We start from the raw sequence: 16,386 nt of genomic DNA, 5'->3' as shown, positions 1-16,386 counted from the left end.
ATGCCCGTGGAGCAAGGCCTCGCCGCAGCGACCACCACCAGTACGAGAGCGAACCCCGCCGGACCGGCCGGGGAGCAGGAGGCCGACCACGGCCGGGCCGGGGCGGCACCCCCGGGCGGTGCGCGGGTCCCTGCCCAGGGCCTGTCGGAGGGCCACCCGGACAGCCCGGAGGCCGGGTCCGAGCACGAGCCCGAGGCCGGACGCGAAGCGGACTCCGGGGGAGACGCCGGTGTCGACCCGGCGGACGCGCGCCGCGAGGCGGCCGAGAACGGCGGCCCGGCCGCCGACCTGCTGCGCCAGTACCTGCGCGAGATCGGCCGGATCCGCCTGCTCACCGCCGTCGAGGAGGTCGAGCTGGCCCGCAGGGTCGAGGCCGGCCTGTTCGCCGAGGAGCGGCTGAACGGGCACCCGCCGCTGACCGACCCGCTGGCCGGCGAGCTGGACACCCTGGTGGTGCGGGGCCGGATCGCCAAACGCCGGCTGATCGAGGCCAATCTGCGCCTCGTGGTCTCCGTGGCCAAGCGCTACGTCGGCCGCGGGCTGACCCTGCTGGACCTGATCCAGGAGGGCAACCTGGGCCTGATCCGGGCGGTGGAGAAGTTCGACTACGCCCGCGGCTACAAGTTCTCCACGTACGCGACCTGGTGGATCCGCCAGTCGATGAGCCGGGCCCTGGCCGACCAGGCCCGGACGATCCGGGTGCCGGTCCACGTGGTCGAGCTGATCAACCGGGTGGTCCGGGTCCAGCGGGGACTGCTGCAGGAGCGCGGCCTGGAGCCGACCGCGGCCGAGATCGCCGCCGTCCTGGAGCTGACCGCGGAACGGGTGCGGGAGCTGCTCCGGCTGGCCCGGGAGCCGATCTCGCTGCACACCCCGGTCGGCGAGGAGGACGACGTCGCGCTCGGCGACCTGATCGAGGACGCCGACGCCGCCTCGCCCGCCGAGTCCGCGACCTTCCTGCTGCTGCGCCAGCACCTCGACGCGGTGCTGGCCACCCTGGGCGAGCGGGAGCGCCAGGTCGTCCAGCTCCGCTACGGGCTGGACGACGGGCGCCCCCGCACGCTGGAGGAGATCGGCGCGGTGTTCGGCGTGACGCGGGAGCGGATCCGCCAGATCGAGTCGAAGACGCTGGTCAAGCTGCGCGACCACGCCTTCGCCGAGCAGCTGCGCGGGTACCTCGACTAAGAGGGCGTCGGCGAGTCGGTCGCCGCCGCCGGGGCCGTCGCCGCCGCCGGGGCCGTCGCCGGGGCCGGGGCCGCCGTCGGGTCGGTCGCGGGGGTGGTGGCCGCGCCCGCTCCGGTGCCCGGCGGCGGCGAGGCGGGGCCGATCGGGATCGGGGTCGACGCCACCACGGAGGCCAGGTCGAAGACCTCCGAGGTGCAGAGGTCCCCGGCCGGCTGGTGCCCGCAGAGGTGGAAACCGATCGTCGGGTCCGACGCGTTCAGCATCTGCGAGTAGTTGTCGTACCCGTAGTGGATGAGCGCCTGCTCGCTGTCGCCGGTGCTGTCGATGATCGTCGCGAAGTCGTTCGGCTCGCCCTCGGTGATCGCGGCCCACGCGGCCTGGCACGCCTGGCTGTAGCGGAGGTAGATCACCACCTTGCCGATCACGTCGGTGTGCAGGGTCCGCGCGTCCTTGCCGCAGCCGGTGTACTTGGGGTCCTTGTGGTCGCAGCCCATGGCCTGGCAGGTGGGAGCGGCCGGGATGGGCCGGGCGCCGGAGGTGGTCGCGGCCGGGGACGGGGTGGCTGCCGGGGAGGCGGTGGCGACCGCGGAGGGGGCGGGGTGCGGCCCGGCGGCGGTCTGCGGTCCGTCGTGCCGGGCGGCGCGCAGGCCGACCAGCACCAGCAGGGCCGCCAGCACCGCCGCGCCGGTGAGCAGCGCCGCCGGGCGCCGCCACCAGGCGACGGGGGCGGGCTCCGGCGCCTGGCCGGTCACCAGCGCCTCGTCCGGTTCCCCGGCGGACCCCGCACCGGGCGCGGCGGGCTCGACGGGGGCGACGGGCTCGACGGCCTCGCCGGACCCGTCATGGGGCGGCGTTCCCGCCGGGGCACCCGACGGCTCGGCCGGTTCCCCGGGCGCCGTCACCGCCCGCTCCCAGAGCGCGCGCAGCGCCGTCCCGTCGCAGTCCACCGCGCCGATCAGCGCGTCCAGCGCCTGCTCGGTGACGACCCGCTTGCCGTTCAGCCAGCGCTCCCACGAGGCCCGGCTGTAGTGCGTGCGCGAGGCCAGCTCGGACAGCGAGAGTCCGGCGGCGTCCTTGATGGCCCGGAGCTCTTCGGCCAGGCGTCTGGCGGGCTCTGACAACTCCTCGGGCAGGTTCTTCCAGGCGGAACCCATGCGGCCTTCCAAATGTGAGGGGCGGAACGGGGGACGTGAACGGGCGGAACGGGCTCCGGCCCGGGCCGTTCGGGTGTCTCCGCGTCTCCAACCTCATCGGCCTGGCGTCTCAATCCCCTGGTCATGGCGCTGAGACGGACGGAAGTGTCTCACAAGCCCAGTGACGCTCGAACAACCATGTGGCCGTCGTGCAGAGTTCTCTGGTCGGAGCGGTCGGCCGTCCGACGGGTCCGTCCGGATTCCGGACGGACGCGCGTCGGCCGTCCGGAATCCGTCTCGGTTCCCCCACCGGGCCGGGGCAGCCTCGCGGGGGGAGGCTGCCCCGGCCCGCCCGGGACAACCGGCGGGAGGGCGCTTCGGTGCGCCCTCCCGCCGTGACGTCCCTGCGGCGGCCCGGTGGCGCCGACGCGCCGGGCCGGCGCCCCGTGCTCCTCGGGCGGGCCGGCGCCGCAGCACCGGCGGGTGAGGAAGGCCGCCACCGCGGCCGGTCGGTCAGGCCGACGCCTCCGGGTGGATCTGGTCGCGGGCGGCGCGGTACTGCTGCCGCACCGCCGAGCCGATCGCCAGGTCCTGTTCCCCGTCGGGCTCGACGGTCTGTGCGTCCGGCAGCTCCCACTCCGGCGGCTCCACGGTGCCCGCCAGCGCCCAGGCGGCTTGCCGGGCGGCCCCGCGGGCGGCGTGCGCGCCCGGCGGCGGCACCACGACCGGGGCGCCGAACAGCATCGGGGCGATGTGCCGCACGGCGGGCAGCCGCCCGGCCGTACCGAGCAGGAAGACCCGCTTCACCCCGACGCCCTGGGCGCGCAGCACGTCCAGCGCGTCCGCGATGTTGCACAGCATGCCCTCGACGGCGGCCCGGGCCAGGTGCTGGGGCGTCATCGCCTCGGCGCGCAGGCCGGTCAGGGTGCCGGCCGCGTGCGGCAGCGCGGGGGTGCGCTCGCCGTCCAGGTAGGGCAGCAGCACCAGGCCGTACGCGCCGGGGGAGGAGTGCAGGGCGAGTTCGCTCAGGCCCTCCAGGTCCCGGCCGAGCAGCGCGGCGGTGGAGAGCAGTACCTGGGCCGCGTTGAGGGTGGCGACCATCGGCAGGTGGCGGCCGCTGGCGTCGGCGAAGGAGGACACCAGACCGGAGGCGTCCACCACGGCCTCCTCGTGCACCGCGAAGATCGTCCCGGCGCTGCCGAGCGAAACCACCGCGTCGCCCGGGCGCAGGCCCAGGCCCAGGGCGGCGGCCATGTTGTCCCCGGTGCCGGCCGAGATCAGCAGGCCTTCGGGGGTGTGCCCGGCGGGCTCGGCGGGGCCGAGGACGTCGGGCACCCTGAGCCCGTGGCCGAGCGCCAGCTCGATCAGGTCCTGCCGGTACTCGCCGGTGATCGGCGACCAGTAGCCGGTGCCGGAGGCGTCGCCGCGGTCGGTGGTGCGGCGCTTGGGGTGGCCGAGCAGCTGCCAGACCAGCCAGTCGTGCGGCAGCAGCACCTCGGCGACCCGGCGGGCGTTGGCGGGCTCGAACTCGGCCAGCCAGCGCAGCTTGGCGATGGTGTACGTCGGGGCGGGCACGGCGCCGATCGCGGCGGTCCAGCCGGCCGGGCCGCCGAGGGCGTCCAGCAGCTTGGCGGCGGCGCCGCTGGAGCGCGGGTCGTTCCACAGGATCGCGGGCCGGACCTGCACCCCGCCCGCGTCCAGGCCGATCATGCCGTGCTGCTGCGCGCTGACGCCGATCGCCCGGACGCCCTCCAGCAGGCCGCCGGCGGCGGCGTCGCCGAGCGAGTGCAGCCAGACCTGCGGGTCGGCCTCGCCGGGGCGCAGGTCCTGGTCCTCGGGGACGGGGTGCGGCGCCTTGCCGGAGCGAAGGACGGCCCCGGTCTCCGTGTCGCACGCGACGATCCGGGTACGGCTGGTCGAGCTGTCTATCCCCGCGACGATGGCCATGTCGAGATCATGCCTCAGCCCGGCCCGGGACGCGTCCGGGCCGGGTGAGCCGTTGCCCGTTCGGGACCCCCGGTTGGGTCCCGCTTCGCCTTCGGGTCACCGTCCCGTCACGGGCGGAAGGTACCCCAGCCGTCGTCCTCCGCCCGGGCCCGGTTGAAGTACGGCACCCGGTCGGTGACGGCCGGCGGCAGCCGGTCGCCGACCCGGTCGGCGACCGCGCCCGCGGCCTTCCCGGCCACCGCACCGGCCTGGTGCCGGGCCCGGTCGGCCGCGCTCTGCACCGTGGGGTTCCGGGCGATCTGCCGGGTGACCCTGGCGATCTGCTCGTAGCGCCGACGCCCGGCCCGCGAGCCCAGCACGTAGCCGGCCGCGAAGCCCGCGGCCAACGACAGCTTCCACATGGTCGGATCCACCCTCTCCTGGCGGCCTTCTGCCGCATTGCCCTACCCGTCCGTCGGGACGGCGAACCGTCCGCGCCCCCAGCATCCCCGGACGCGGCCGGGGGCGCGCGCCGGGCACGCCGGGCGGCAACCCCGGGGCAACCGGGGAAAGCGATTGGCGGACCACCCCCCCGAGTGCGCTAATGTATGTCCCGCAGCGAGCGCCGCGGAGTCCGGGAAACCGGGGGCCGGGGCGGAAGTCGATCCCCCATAGCTCAATTGGCAGAGCAGCCGACTGTTAATCGGCAGGTTATTGGTTCGAGTCCAATTGGGGGAGCTCGGGAGGAGGACTCTTCGAGGTCCTGGTCCCGTCCGTGGTACGCAGGTTGGTGCCGCGATCCCGCATAGCTCAATTGGCAGAGCAGCCGGCTGTTAACCGGCAGGTTATTGGTTCGAGTCCAATTGCGGGAGCTGCACCGGGTGCGCCCGGTGACTGCTCAGAGCGAAGGCCCCTCGGTCGACCGGGGGGCCTTCGTGTTGCCGTCGCACGGTGTTGCGTACGTCACGTCGTGACGCCGTCCCGGACGGCCCCGGAATCAGGTGGTCGCCTTCCGGTAGAGGTCGGTCACCCGCTGGTCGAAGGTCACGCTGTACGAGGTGCTCGGGGTCTCCCCGCCCTCCTGGTAGCCGCCGATCACGCCGACCACGGCGCCCTTCTCGGTCACCCACGGGCTGCCGCTGGTGCCGTCGGTGTAGCCGCCGCAGTCGAAGCGTTCCTGGGTGGCGCTCTGCGAGCGGGTCCGCACCGAGCAGGTGATCGGCTCGTCGCTCTCGTTCGGGTAGCCGGTCACCGAGACCGGCAGGCCGAAGCCCTCGCCGGTGGCGATCGGGTTGCCGCCGACCGTGTCCTCGATCTGCCGGCCGTCGACCGTGCCCACCGTCACGAACGCCACGTCGTACTCCGGGTCGTCGTCGGAGGCCCAGTGCGGATCGACGGTGACCGACTGTACCGGCCAAGTCCCGTACGGGGTGGACCCGTTGCGGTAGCCGGGGGTGAACACCAGGCCGTCCAGCAGGCCGGTCCGGCGGCTCTGCACGCAGTGCGCGGCGGTCACCAGCAGGTTGTGCCGGGGGCTCTGCACGACGCTGGCGGTGCAGGCCCGGGGGCCCTGTGCGGTGTGGAGGGAGAGCGTGCCGATCCGGTCCCGGGCGGGGTTCTGGCCCGCCACCTCGGCGGTCGGCGTCCCGTCCTGTCCGCCGCACGCGGTGGAGGCGGCGAGCAGCAGGGCGGCCAGGGCGGCCGTGCCTGCCGTGCGCGCGGGCCGTGCCGGGCGGGGGGCCATCGGGGCTCCGTCTCGTTCCTCGGGGCGGGCACCGGGGTCGTGCGTTCCGCCGTTCGTGAGGAAGATCTACCAGGCCGTGCGGGGCGGCGCCACCGTCGGGTGCCCGGCGTCGGCCCGGTCAGCCGGTGGCGCGGTCGTAGAGCGCCTGCACGCGGTCGCCGAAGTAGCTGCTGTACGAGGTGTCCGGGGTGTCGCCGCCCTCCTGGTAGCCGCCGATCACGCCGACCACGGTGCCGGTCCTGGTGGCCGGGTCGAAGTCGGTGACCCAGGGGCTGCCGCTGGTGCCGCCGGTGTAGTCGGGGCAGTCGATCCGCAGCTGGGTGGGGCTCTGCTCGGAGGTGGTGTTCGAGCAGGTGATGGGGACGTCGCTGCTGCCCGGGTATCCGGTGACCTTCACCGGGAGCCGGTAGCCGCGGTTGACGCCCAGTCGGTTGGCGCCGAGCACCTGCTGGACCTGCTGCCCGTTCTGGGCCTGGACGACCGCGAAGGCGACGTCCGCGTCCGGGTCGGCGTGGTCCTTCCAGCCGTCGTCGACGGTGACCGCCAGCAGCGGCCAGACGCCGCTGGGGGTGTCCCCGTCCCGGTAGCCGGGGACGAAGACCAGGTCGCTGCGCTGGCCGAGCTTCGGGTCCCAGACGCAGTGGGCGGCGGTGACGATGAGGTTGAGCCCGGCGCTGTCGACCACGCTGGCCGTGCAGAAGTGGTCGCCGTCGGCGTTGCGGGTGAACACCGCGCCGACCAGTCCGTTGAGCACGGTGGGCTTGGCGGTCCGGGTGACCCCGGTGCGCCGGGCGACCGCGCTCCTGAGCCGCTGCCTGCTCCAGCCGTGGCTGTCCCCCGAGACGGTCGTGGCCGGCGCCGAGGTGACTGTGGGGACGCCCCCGCCGGGCCCGGCCGAGGTGGTGCAGCCCGCCACGGCCAGCACCGCCGCCGCGAACGCGCCGGCCGCCGCCCCCGCCCTACGTGTCGTCATCCGCCCAGGCTGCCCCGGAGGGGTGCCGCGCCGCCAGCCGGGCTGCGCCGCCCGGAGAGGCGCGCACCGTCCCGCACCCAGGTGCGCCCCCGGCGCGCACCACGGGTGATCGACCGGCTATGCTGCCCGGGACGGCCTCGCTGGGGCCGTCTGCTGCTGCCGTGGCCGACGACCGGCGCGCGGCGAACCGGGGCGGTAGCTCAGCCGGTTAGAGCAGGGGACTCATAATCCCTTGGTCGTGGGTTCGAGTCCCACCCGCCCCACCTTCTCGATGCGCGCGGAGGGTCCCGGAACCTTCCGAGGGCAGGCCTCCGAGCCGGAGCTCGGCCGCCTGCGACGACGCAGAGTCTAGGCCGCGGCCACCTCCTTTCCCCGTGTGGCGCGCCGGAATTCACCCGCCCGTGGACATCGCCCCCGGCGTCCCCCGCTGCCCTCGCGCAGCCTCCCGCGTCGGCTCCGTGCCGCCTCCCGTGCCGCCTCCTCCTCCCGCGCTTCCCCGGCTGCCGACCCCTGGCGCGGTGTGCGAAAAAAGTGATATCACTTTGCCATCGGATGCAGCACTCGTTGGAGGAGTCGGTCCCATGGCCACGCCGCGTTTCGCCGTCGAGGACGGCCCTGCCCTGGACCTGCCGGTCCCCAAGATCACCGAACGCGTCGTCACCGGGGCCGCCGGACTGCCGGTGCTCTTCGGCGCGTTGCTCGGCCTGGCCGCGGGGGTCGGGTCGTTCATCACCGGCGTGGTCCAACTGACCGGCGGGAACGGCGGGTTGGGCGCCGCGCTGGTGGTCGCCGGGCCACTGCTGGTGATCACCTCGGTGGTGCTGCTGTGCGGGCTGACGGTGGTCTCGCCCGGCCAGGCGCGGGTGGTGCAGCTGCTCGGGCGCTACCGGGGCACCATCCGGGCCGAGGGCCTGACCTGGATGAACCCGTTCACCAGCCGGCGCCACATCTCGCTGCGGATCCGCAACCACGAGACCGAGACCACCAAGGTCAACGACGCGGACGGCAACCCGATCGAGATCGCCGCCGTGGTGGTCTGGCAGGTCGAGGACACCGCGATGGCCGTGTTCGAGGTGGACGACTACACCGACTTCGTCGCCATCCAGACCGAGACGGCCGTACGGCACATCGCCACCAGCTACCCGTACGACGCCCACCACGAGGGCCAGTTGTCGCTGCGGGACGGCGCGGACGAGATCGCCCGCAAGCTCTCCGCGGAGATCGCGGCCCGGGTCGCCGCGGCCGGCGTGCGGGTGGTCGAGTCCCGGATCACCAGGCTCGCGTACGCGCCGGAGGTCGCCCAGGTGATGCTGCAGCGCCAGCAGGCCGGGGCCGTGGTGGCGGCGCGCAAGCTGATCGTCGAGGGCGCCGTCGGCATGGTCGAGGAGGCGCTGGACCGGCTCGCCGAGCGCGACGTGGTGGACTTGGACGAGGAGCGCAAGGCGGCCATGGTGAGCAACCTCCTGGTGGTGCTCTGCGGCGACCGCGGCACCCAGCCCGTCGTCAACACGGGCTCCCTCTACCAGTAAGGCGCGGCAGTGGCGACGGAACGGAAGAAGATCCTGCTGCGACTGGACCCTTCAGTTCACGACGCACTCGCCAGATGGGCTGCGGACGACCTGCGCAGCACCAACGCGCAGATCGAGTTCCTGCTCCGCCGCGCCCTCACGGACGCGGGCCGGATGCCCAGCGGCGCGAACCGGCTTCCCCGGCGCGGACGCCCGCCCAAGGAGAGCCCGGCCGAGGACGGTCCGGAGCCCGGCGGCTCCGACGAGAGCTGACCGGTGGCCGGGCACGCGAAGACCTTTCGGAGACCGACATGGACCTGTCCGCCACCCTTCCCGAGAAGCTGTACCTGCTGGCCTACCACCCCGAGCGCGAGCGGCTCACCGCCACCGACCGGCTCGACCTGGTGGTGCGGGCGGCGGCGCTCGTCGAACTCCTGCGGCGCGGACTGATCCGCGAGGACGGCCGGTATCCGGCCGCCGTCGCCGGCGGGCCGACCGACGGCCTGGACCCGCTCAGCGCCGCGCTGCTGGAGCAGATCCGGCAGGAGCGGCGGCGCAGCTGGCAGAGCTGGGTCGGCCGGAACCGCGGCCCGACCGCCCGCGCCGCGCGGGTGGTCCGGGACGGCCTGGCGGCGGCCGGCCGGATCCGGGTCGAGCCGCGCCGGCTGCTCGGGCTGTTCCCGTCCACCAGGGTCGTCCTGACGGAGCCCCGGCTGCGCAAGTCGCTCGTGGCGTCGGTCGGCTCGGCGCTGAAGGGCCCGCTCAGCCGGGTCGACCCGGCGGACGCCGCCCTGGTCGCCCTGGTCGACGCGGCCCAGCTGGGCTCGGTCCTGACCTGGGGCGGGCGCCGCGAGTTCCGCGCCCGGATCGACAAGCTGGCCCCCGCGGCCGGCCCCGTCCCGCGGGCGCTGCGCCGGGCCGTCAACGCCACCCGCGCCGACGGTGTGGTGGGGGGCTGACCGGCCTCTCCCGCGAGCCCGGTCGCCGGTCGGCGGCCGGGCTCCGTGCCGTCCGGGCGGCCCACCGGGGCCCGTAAACTGGCCGGGTGCTCGAACCCGCCCTGCTGCCGACCCCGCTGGTGGACTGCACCGACGGGGCGTTCGCCCGGGCCGGGGTGGAACTGCGGCTCAAACGGGACGACCTGCTGCACCCGAGCGTCCCCGGCAACAAGTGGCGCAAGCTCGCGCCCAACCTGGCCGCCGCCGTCGAGCGGGGCCACACCCGGCTGCTGACCTTCGGCGGCGGCTACTCGACCCACCTGCGGGCCGTCGCGGCCGCCGCCGGGGCGCTCGGGCTGGAGAGCGTGGGCCTGGTCCGCGGTGAGGAACTGGCGGACCGGCCGCGCAACTGGTCGCTGCGGGCCGCCGAGGAGGCCGGGATGCGGCTGGAGTTCCTGACCCGGTCCGCGTACCGGGAGGCCACCGGCCGGGCCGGCCTCGACCGGGGGACGGACGACGAGCTGCAGCGCCGCTGGGGCCCCTGCCTGGTGCTCCCGGAGGGCGGTTCCAACGCCCTGGCCGCCGTCGGCGCCGCCGCGATCCCGGCCGAACTGCCCGATCTGGGCGCCCGCGACGTGGTCTGCTGCCCGGTCGGCACCGGCGGCACCCTGGCGGGCATCGCGGCGGGCCTGCCGCCGGGCGCACGGGCGCTCGGCGTGGCCGTGCTGCGCGGCGGAGAGGGCTACCTGGAGGCGGAGGTCGCCCGGCTCCACCGGGCGGCGTACGGCCGCGGGTTCGACAACTGGCGGATCGACCACGCGCACCACGGCGGCGGCTACGGCAGGGTCCCGGCGGAGCTGGCGGCCTTCGCCGAGCGGTTCGAGCGCAGCCACGGCGTCCCGTTGGAGCGGCGTTACGTCGCCAAGCTGCTCGCCGCGCTGGCCGACCTGGCCGGGGCGGGCGCCTTCCCGCCCGGCACCCGCCTCACCGCCGTGGTCACCGGGCTGCCCGATCCCGAATAGCCGGGGGCCGGGCAGCCGGGCCCGGGCGGCCCGCTGCCGGGCCGGTCAGCCGAAGGTCAGGTTGGCGCAGGGGTCGGTGTCGGCGTTGCGGGTGTTCTCCGCTATGCCGGTGGGGATGCCGCCCTTCGGTGCGGTGCCCGGCGCGGCACCCGGCGTGCCGTCGGCCGCGGTGCCGGGCGTCGGGCTCGGGGAGGGCAGCGCGTTGATCTGCGTGCCGGCCGACCGGTAGTCGGCGCCGAGCGTGACGGTGATCGCCTCCGAGCCGGGCTCCTCGACCGCCTGGGCGCCGGGGAACAGCGCCACCACCTGGTCGGCGGTGGCCTTCAGCGCGGGGTCGTACGCGATCCGGGTGGCCTGGTGCCCCGGGGCGTTGGAGCCGAGCGTGATGTTCAGGAAGCCCCGCCCCTTGAGCGTCTGCTCGGCGGAGCCCGCGAGGCCGGGGGTGCCGACGCCGTTGACCACGGTGATCGGCGCCGCGGCCTGCTCGGGGGTGAGCGGCGTCCCGGCGGCCGGGGTGGTGGGGGAGGAGGTCACCTGTCCCGTCCCGGCGGTGCTCTGCCCGTCCAGGGTGCGGTCCTCGCGCAGCAGCTTCCAGAGGGTGTCGGCGTCCGGCTGGACCAGCCGGATCCGGTCGCCCGCGTAGCGCCAGGGCGCGGTGACGAAGGTGACGTCGGAGAGCTTGATGTCCTGGACCGAGCGGGCGAAGTCCACCAGCTTCATCGCGGTGCCCAGCCCCTCGTCCACGGTGAGCGACTTGGTGGCGGCGTCCGCCAGCGGCAGCAGGGTGGGCAGCGAGAAGCCCTGGCCCTGGACCTTCTTGATCATCGAGGAGAGGAAGGCCTGCTGACGCTTCATCCGGCCCACGTCGGAGTTGTCGCCGATGCCGTGGCGCGCCCGCAGGTAGTCCACGGCGGACTGTCCGGAGAGCTTCTGCAGGCCCTTCTTCAGGTGGATGCCGTACTCGTTGACGTCGTTGGGCACGCAGGCCTCCACGCCGCCCACGGCGTCGGCCATCGCGGCCGCGCCCTTGAAGTCGACCACCACGGTGTGGTCGATCCGCAGCCCGGTGAGCTTCTCCACGGTGTTCTGGGTGCAGGCGGGGTTGCCCTTGGGGGCGTCGCCCACGGTGAAGGCGGAGTTGAACATCTGGTCGTTCTTGGCGGTCGTCCAGGCGCCGCTCGGCAGCCGGCAGGACGGGACGGTGACCAGGGTGTCGCGGGGTATGGAGACGCCGACGGCGTGCTTGTGGTCGGCGTAGATGTGCAGCACGATCGCGGTGTCCGAGTGGCCGACGCCCTCGTCGCCGCCGCCCAGCGCGTTGTTGCCGTCGTCGCGGGTGTCCGAGCCGAGCAGCAGCACGTTGACCGGCACGGAGGCGCCGGGGCTGGCCGGGACGGGGGCCGGCGGGCGTTCGGTGGCGACACCGCCCGCGTCGAACGTGGTGATGTTGCTGTCCAGCCGGTGGTAGAACCAGGCTCCGGCACCCACGACCGACAGCACCAGAACGGCGGCCAGGCCGATGGCGGTGCGCAGGTACCGGCGCCGGCGCGTGCTGCTGCTCATCCTCCGTGCCCCCCGTCTTCAGGTATCTCGCGTTCGATGATTCGAACGTTAGACGTTCCGGGGGGCGGTTCGGTTACCCCCGATGGGCGAACGGATCGCCCGTCGGGCCTGTGATGCTGGTCACGCGCCGGGGCCGGAGGCGCCCGCGAGCATCCGCTGGAGCAGGTCGCGCAGCACCGTCCGCTCGTCCGGGCCGAGCGCGGCCAGCGGCTCGCGGGCGAAGTTCAGGGACTCGCGCAGCTCGGCGGAGGCGGCCGACCCGGTGTCGGTGGCAGCGACCAGCTTGACCCGGCGGTCCTGCCGGTCCGCCTCGCGGGTGACGAAGCCGCGGGACTCCAGCCGGTCGACGATGCCGGTGATGTTGGACGGTTCGCAGCTGAGCGTCTGGGCGATCTGGCGCATCGGCATCGGCCCGCGGCGCAGCAGTGCCAGCACCTTGGCCTGGGCGCCGGTGAGCGAACGGGCGGCGGCGGCGTCCTCGTACTCGCGGTGGAAGAGCGCGACCAGGTTGGCCATGAGGTCGACGACCTCGCGGGTGATCTCGTCGGGCTGCGGCGTGGCGTCCCGGACCGGCTGAGTGTCCATGCGCCAGAGTCTACCTGAAAAGTTGACAAGGTGAACCTTTTATGTCCATCGTTACTTCAGTTGCTCAACCTTTCATGTGCCTGAACCGCAAGGAGCGCGACCCATGGCAGAGCAGACCACCCCCGCCACCGCCCGTGAATGGCACCTCGCCGCCCGCCCGGAGGGCTGGCCGGTGCCGACCGACTTCGCCCTGGTCGAGGCCCCGGTCCGGACCCCGGGCCCGGGCGAGATCCTGGTCCGCAACGCCTACCTCTCGGTGGACCCGTACATGCGGGGCAGGATGTCGGCCCGCAAGTCCTACGCCGAGCCGTACGCGCTGAACGAGCCGATGCTGGGCGGGGCGGTCGGCCGGGTCGTCGCCTCGCAGGCCGAGGGCTTCGCCGAGGGCGACTACGTGCTGCACTTCTTCGGCTGGCGCGAGTACGCGACCTTCGACGCCCGGACGGCCGTCAAGGTGGACCCGGACGCCGCGCCGCTCTCCACCTACCTCGGCGTGCTCGGCATGCCGGGGCTCACCGCGTACGCGGGGCTGACCCGGATCGCGGAGATCAAGGCCGGCGACGTGGTGTTCGTGTCCGGCGCGGCCGGCGCGGTGGGCGGCATCGTGGGCCAGATCGCCAAGCTGAAGGGCGCGGCGCGGGTGATCGGCTCCGCCGGCTCGGACGACAAGGTCGAGCTCCTCGTAGCGGAGTACGGGTTCGACGCCGCGTTCAACTACAAGAACGGCCCGGTGGTCGAGCAGCTGCGGGCGGCGGCCCCCGACGGCATCGACGTCTACTTCGACAACGTCGGCGGCGAGCACCTTGAGGCGGCGATCGAGGTGATGAACCTGCACGGCCGGATCGCGGTGTGCGGCATGATCTCGCAGTACAACGCCACCGAGCCCACCCCGGCCCCGCGCAACCTGGCGCAGATCATCGCCAAGCGCTTCCGGATGGAGGGCCTGCTCGTCGGCGACCACTACGACCTCCAGCCGCAGTTCGTCGAGGAGGTCTCGGCGTGGGTGCGCTCCGGTGAGCTCAAGTACCGCGAGACGGTGACCGAGGGCATCGACAGCACGGTGGACGCCTTCCTCGGCCTGCTGCGCGGCGCCAACACCGGCAAGATGGTCGTCCGCCTGGACGGCTGACGAACCGTCACGACCGTCGACCGCCCCGCCGCCCCGACCGGGCGTGCGGGGCGGTTCGTCGTGGAAGGTTCGCAGTCGGGCGCAGGGCGACCGGCCGCACTACCGCATTCCGGCCGGATCCGAAAGTGTGTCAGCCGCGGTACGGGGCGGCGCGGTACGGTGGTTCCGCCTGGCGATGGGGCCGTTCGGGGGAGAGATCCGACCGAGGGGTAGACCTCGTTGAGGATTCGACTAGCATTGAGCGAAAGCCTGTCCGTTTTGCTCAATTTAGTGGCTTAATGTCGGCAAACGTGGGTAACTGTGGATCAACTGCAGGCACGAGGCAGCTGGGGAAGGCGACCCTCGTCCACAGCCTGGAGGTCCCGGTGACGACACGTGGAGTTCTCTACATCCACTCCGCGCCCCGCGCGCTGTGCCCGCACGTCGAGTGGGCCGTCGCGGGGGTGCTCGGTGTGCGGGTGGGCCTGGACTGGATCCGCCAGCCGGCCGCACCCGGGCATTGGCGTGCCGAACTATCCTGGCAGGGGGAGCCCGGCATGGCCTCGAAGCTCGCCTCCGCGCTGCGCGGCTGGCAGCTGATGCGGTACGAGGTGACCAGTGAGCCCTGCGCCACGGCGGAGGGGGAGCGGTACAGCAGCACGCCCACGCTCGGCATCTTCCACGCCGTCACGGGCATCCACGGCGACATCCTCATCCCCGAGGACCGGCTGCGCGCCGTCCTGCTGCGCGCCCGCAGCGAGGGCGCCGACCTGGAGGCCGAGATCGCCCGGCTGCTCGGCAAGCCCTGGGACGACGAGCTGGAGCCGTTCCGCTACGCGGGCGAGGGCGCGCCGGTGCGCTGGCTGCACCAGGTGGTCTGAGACCGGAGGGCACGACGAAGGGGCCGGCGCTCGTGGAGAGCGCCGGCCCCTTCGTCGCGGGCGTCAGCGGGTGCGGAAGGCCAGCACCACGTTGTGGCCGCCGAAGCCGAACGAGTTGTTCAGCGCCGCGATCCGGCCCTCGGGCAGCTTGCGGGCCTCGCCGCGCACGATGTCCGCGTCCACCTCGTCGTCCAGCTCGTCGACGTTGATGGTCGGCGGGGCGAGGCGGTTGTACAGGGCCAGCACGGTGGCGACGGTCTCGACACCGCCGGCGCCGCCCAGCAGGTGGCCGGTCATCGACTTGGTGGCCGAGACGGCGATGTGGTCGAGGTCGTCACCGAGCTCCTTGCGGAGCGCCTTCAGCTCGGCGGTGTCGCCCTGCGGGGTCGAGGTGGCGTGCGCGTTGACGTGCACGATCTCGGCCTTGTCCAGCTCGTTGCGCTCGAACAGGTCGGCCAGTGCGCGGGCCACGCCCGCCCCGGTCGGCTCGGGCTGGGCGATGTGGTGGGCGTCCGAGGACAGGCCCTGGCCCACGGCCTCGCAGTAGATCCGGGCGCCCCGGGCCTCGGCGTGCTCGACGGACTCCAGGACGACCACGCCGGCACCCTCGCCCAGCACGAAGCCGTCACGGGCCTTGTCGTACGGGCGGGAGGCGTGCTGCGGGTCGTCGTTGTTCTTGGACATCGCCATCATGCTGGCGAACGCGGCGATCGGCAGCGGGTGGATCGCCGCCTCGGTGCCGCCGGCCACCACGACGTCGGCGCGGCCGGTGCGGATCATCTCGATCGCGTAGCCGATCGCCTCGGCGCCGGAGGCGCAGGCGGAGACGGGGGTGTGCACACCCGCGCGGGCGCCGACCTCCAGACCGACGTTGGCCGCCGGGGAGTTGGGCATCAGCATCGGGACGGTGTGCGGGGAGACCTTGCGGGCACCCTTCTCCTTCAGCACGTCGTACTGGTCGAGGAGGGTGGTGACACCGCCGATGCCGGAGGCGATGACGGTGCCGAGGCGCTCGGGGGCGAGCTTGGAGGACTCGTCGGTGGCGGGGGTCTCGTAGCCGGCGTCGGCCCAGGCCTCGCGGGCGGCGATCACGGCGAACTGGGCCGAACGGTCCAGCTTGCGGGCCAGCGGGCGGGGCAGGATCTCGCCGGGCTCGACGGCGGTGCGCGCGGCGATCTTCACCGGCAGCTCCTCGGCCCACTCCTCGGTCAGGGCCGCCACACCGGACTTACCGGCGACCAGGTTCTCCCAGGTGCTGGCGGCGTCGGCGCCCAGCGGCGTGAAGGCGCCGATACCCGTGACGACCACGGTGCGGTTTTCAGCGGTCACTGGTTTCTTCTTCTCTCACGTTGTGCGGGGGGTCGGCGGGAGCCGAGGATGGGCCCGGCCGGGCGCCCCGGTGGGGCGTCCCGGCCGGCGGGTCGGTCCGGCTCGGTGAGCCGGGCCGACAGGTCAGCCGTCGCAGGCGTGCGGGACGCCGGACGGACCGACCGAGTCGAACGAGTCGATCGCTCAGGCGTTGGTGAGGATGTAGTCCACAGCGTCGCCCACGGTCTTCAGGTTCTTCACCTCGTCGTCCGGGATCTTGACGTCGAAGCGCTCCTCGGCGGCCACGACGACCTCGACCATGGACAGCGAGTCGACGTCCAGGTCATCGGTGAAGGACTTGTCGAGCGCGACATCCTCGGTCGGGATACCGGCGATCTCGTTGACGATCTCGGCGAGACCTTCCAGGACCTCGTCCTTGGTAGCCATACTGGCTGCTCCTCTTCAGTGTTGATCGTGTCCGACCGGCGGTCGGACACAGGCTTGTGGATCAG

General features: G+C 73.7%; 16 protein-coding genes and 3 tRNA genes. 10 read left to right on the top strand and 9 right to left on the bottom strand.

Annotated features, from left to right (window positions below):
• The gene (locus tag ACZ7KX_RS24245) at positions 1 to 1,185 is read left to right on the top strand and encodes an RNA polymerase sigma factor (RefSeq protein ID WP_470328286.1); all 1,185 of its coding nucleotides are present in this window, start codon (positions 1 to 3) and stop codon (positions 1,183 to 1,185) included.
• On the opposite strand, the gene ACZ7KX_RS24240 is transcribed toward ACZ7KX_RS24245, so the two are convergent.
• From ACZ7KX_RS24240 to ACZ7KX_RS24230, 3 genes are all read right to left on the bottom strand, one after another.
• The gene (locus ACZ7KX_RS24240) at positions 1,182 to 2,339 is read right to left on the bottom strand and encodes a helix-turn-helix domain-containing protein (protein ID WP_470328285.1); all 1,158 of its coding nucleotides are present in this window, start codon (positions 2,337 to 2,339) and stop codon (positions 1,182 to 1,184) included. The genes ACZ7KX_RS24245 and ACZ7KX_RS24240 overlap by 4 nt on opposite strands.
• 492 nt (positions 2,340 to 2,831) lie before the next feature.
• Positions 2,832 to 4,265, bottom strand: coding sequence for an FGGY family carbohydrate kinase (locus ACZ7KX_RS24235; RefSeq protein WP_470328284.1), 1,434 nt, complete (start codon positions 4,263 to 4,265; stop codon positions 2,832 to 2,834).
• 107 nt (positions 4,266 to 4,372) lie between these two features.
• Positions 4,373 to 4,678: a hypothetical protein gene (locus tag ACZ7KX_RS24230; RefSeq protein WP_470328283.1), complete on the bottom strand. Its 306-nt coding sequence runs from the start codon at positions 4,676 to 4,678 to the stop codon at positions 4,373 to 4,375.
• A 231-nt stretch (positions 4,679 to 4,909) separates the two neighbouring features.
• Here ACZ7KX_RS24230 and ACZ7KX_RS24225 point away from each other — a divergent pair.
• Together ACZ7KX_RS24225 and ACZ7KX_RS24220 are read left to right on the top strand one after the other, a co-directional pair.
• Positions 4,910 to 4,982, top strand: a tRNA-Asn gene (locus ACZ7KX_RS24225).
• Between the two features lie 61 nt (positions 4,983 to 5,043).
• Positions 5,044 to 5,116 (top strand) — tRNA-Asn (locus ACZ7KX_RS24220).
• 125 nt (positions 5,117 to 5,241) lie between these two features.
• Here the strand turns inward: ACZ7KX_RS24220 and ACZ7KX_RS24215 are convergent.
• On the bottom strand, positions 5,242 to 5,988 hold the full coding sequence (locus tag ACZ7KX_RS24215) for a trypsin-like serine peptidase (protein WP_470328282.1): 747 nt from the start codon (positions 5,986 to 5,988) through the stop codon (positions 5,242 to 5,244).
• A 118-nt stretch (positions 5,989 to 6,106) separates the two neighbouring features.
• On the bottom strand, positions 6,107 to 6,961 hold the full coding sequence (locus ACZ7KX_RS24210; protein WP_470328281.1) for a trypsin-like serine peptidase: 855 nt from the start codon (positions 6,959 to 6,961) through the stop codon (positions 6,107 to 6,109).
• A gap of 189 nt (positions 6,962 to 7,150) precedes the next feature.
• On the opposite strand from ACZ7KX_RS24210, the gene ACZ7KX_RS24205 reads away from it, so the two are divergent.
• The 5 genes from ACZ7KX_RS24205 to ACZ7KX_RS24185 all read left to right on the top strand — a co-directional run bounded on the left by ACZ7KX_RS24205 (position 7,151) and on the right by ACZ7KX_RS24185 (position 10,429).
• Positions 7,151 to 7,224: transfer RNA gene (locus ACZ7KX_RS24205), tRNA-Ile, on the top strand.
• 318 nt (positions 7,225 to 7,542) lie between these two features.
• Positions 7,543 to 8,490, top strand: coding sequence for an SPFH domain-containing protein (locus ACZ7KX_RS24200; RefSeq protein WP_470328280.1), 948 nt, complete (start codon positions 7,543 to 7,545; stop codon positions 8,488 to 8,490).
• A gap of 9 nt (positions 8,491 to 8,499) precedes the next feature.
• Complete coding sequence (locus ACZ7KX_RS24195; RefSeq protein ID WP_396549517.1) at positions 8,500 to 8,742, top strand: type II toxin-antitoxin system antitoxin; 243 nt, start codon at positions 8,500 to 8,502, stop codon at positions 8,740 to 8,742.
• Positions 8,743 to 8,780: 38 nt separating this feature from the next.
• Complete coding sequence (locus ACZ7KX_RS24190) at positions 8,781 to 9,428, top strand: GOLPH3/VPS74 family protein (RefSeq protein WP_470328279.1); 648 nt, start codon at positions 8,781 to 8,783, stop codon at positions 9,426 to 9,428.
• Positions 9,429 to 9,514: 86 nt separating this feature from the next.
• Entirely contained in the window at positions 9,515 to 10,429 is a 915-nt protein-coding gene (locus ACZ7KX_RS24185) for a 1-aminocyclopropane-1-carboxylate deaminase/D-cysteine desulfhydrase (RefSeq protein ID WP_470328278.1), read from the top strand.
• Between the two features lie 45 nt (positions 10,430 to 10,474).
• Here the strand turns inward: ACZ7KX_RS24185 and ACZ7KX_RS24180 are convergent, their stop codons facing one another.
• Together ACZ7KX_RS24180 and ACZ7KX_RS24175 are read right to left on the bottom strand one after the other, a co-directional pair.
• Positions 10,475 to 11,992 carry an LCP family protein gene (locus tag ACZ7KX_RS24180; protein WP_470328277.1) on the bottom strand — a complete coding sequence of 506 codons (1,518 nt, stop codon included), beginning with the start codon at positions 11,990 to 11,992 and terminating at the stop codon, positions 10,475 to 10,477.
• A 120-nt stretch (positions 11,993 to 12,112) separates the two neighbouring features.
• A complete protein-coding gene (locus ACZ7KX_RS24175) occupies positions 12,113 to 12,577 on the bottom strand; it encodes a MarR family winged helix-turn-helix transcriptional regulator (RefSeq protein WP_350523961.1) in 465 nt (154 codons plus the stop codon).
• 103 nt (positions 12,578 to 12,680) lie between these two features.
• On the opposite strand from ACZ7KX_RS24175, the gene ACZ7KX_RS24170 reads away from it, so the two are divergent.
• Both ACZ7KX_RS24170 and ACZ7KX_RS24165 read left to right on the top strand, forming a co-directional pair.
• Entirely contained in the window at positions 12,681 to 13,706 is a 1,026-nt protein-coding gene (locus ACZ7KX_RS24170; RefSeq protein WP_470328276.1) for an NADP-dependent oxidoreductase, read from the top strand.
• A gap of 365 nt (positions 13,707 to 14,071) precedes the next feature.
• Positions 14,072 to 14,566 carry a DUF3145 domain-containing protein gene (locus ACZ7KX_RS24165; protein ID WP_470328275.1) on the top strand — a complete coding sequence of 165 codons (495 nt, stop codon included), beginning with the start codon at positions 14,072 to 14,074 and terminating at the stop codon, positions 14,564 to 14,566.
• A 63-nt stretch (positions 14,567 to 14,629) separates the two neighbouring features.
• Here the strand turns inward: ACZ7KX_RS24165 and fabF are convergent, their stop codons facing one another.
• Positions 14,630 to 15,895, bottom strand: coding sequence for a beta-ketoacyl-ACP synthase II (gene fabF / locus ACZ7KX_RS24160; RefSeq protein ID WP_470328274.1), 1,266 nt, complete (start codon positions 15,893 to 15,895; stop codon positions 14,630 to 14,632).
• 183 nt (positions 15,896 to 16,078) lie between these two features.
• Positions 16,079 to 16,321 carry an acyl carrier protein gene (locus ACZ7KX_RS24155; RefSeq protein WP_189918130.1) on the bottom strand — a complete coding sequence of 81 codons (243 nt, stop codon included), beginning with the start codon at positions 16,319 to 16,321 and terminating at the stop codon, positions 16,079 to 16,081.
• Positions 16,322 to 16,386 lie beyond the last annotated feature (65 nt).

The sequence above is a fragment of the Kitasatospora sp. NPDC038210 genome (assembly GCF_055600605.1).
Note: the sequence above shows the minus strand (reverse complement) of the source record. Positions and strands in the feature narration are given on the sequence as shown.

What these genes read in the sequence shown, in the direction of transcription:
- ACZ7KX_RS24155 (WP_189918130.1), bottom strand. Translation starts at nt 16,321, where the DNA reads ATGGCTACCAAGGACGAGGTCCTGGAAGGTCTCGCCGAGATCGTCAAC.
- ACZ7KX_RS24240 (WP_470328285.1), bottom strand. Translation starts at nt 2,339, where the DNA reads ATGGGTTCCGCCTGGAAGAACCTGCCCGAGGAGTTGTCAGAGCCCGCC.
- ACZ7KX_RS24200 (WP_470328280.1), top strand. Translation starts at nt 7,543, where the DNA reads ATGGCCACGCCGCGTTTCGCCGTCGAGGACGGCCCTGCCCTGGACCTG.
- ACZ7KX_RS24180 (WP_470328277.1), bottom strand. Translation starts at nt 11,992, where the DNA reads ATGAGCAGCAGCACGCGCCGGCGCCGGTACCTGCGCACCGCCATCGGC.
- ACZ7KX_RS24245 (WP_470328286.1), top strand. Translation starts at nt 1, where the DNA reads ATGCCCGTGGAGCAAGGCCTCGCCGCAGCGACCACCACCAGTACGAGA.
- ACZ7KX_RS24170 (WP_470328276.1), top strand. Translation starts at nt 12,681, where the DNA reads ATGGCAGAGCAGACCACCCCCGCCACCGCCCGTGAATGGCACCTCGCC.
- ACZ7KX_RS24215 (WP_470328282.1), bottom strand. Translation starts at nt 5,988, where the DNA reads ATGGCCCCCCGCCCGGCACGGCCCGCGCGCACGGCAGGCACGGCCGCC.
- ACZ7KX_RS24175 (WP_350523961.1), bottom strand. Translation starts at nt 12,577, where the DNA reads ATGGACACTCAGCCGGTCCGGGACGCCACGCCGCAGCCCGACGAGATC.
- ACZ7KX_RS24210 (WP_470328281.1), bottom strand. Translation starts at nt 6,961, where the DNA reads ATGACGACACGTAGGGCGGGGGCGGCGGCCGGCGCGTTCGCGGCGGCG.
- ACZ7KX_RS24190 (WP_470328279.1), top strand. Translation starts at nt 8,781, where the DNA reads ATGGACCTGTCCGCCACCCTTCCCGAGAAGCTGTACCTGCTGGCCTAC.
- ACZ7KX_RS24235 (WP_470328284.1), bottom strand. Translation starts at nt 4,265, where the DNA reads ATGGCCATCGTCGCGGGGATAGACAGCTCGACCAGCCGTACCCGGATC.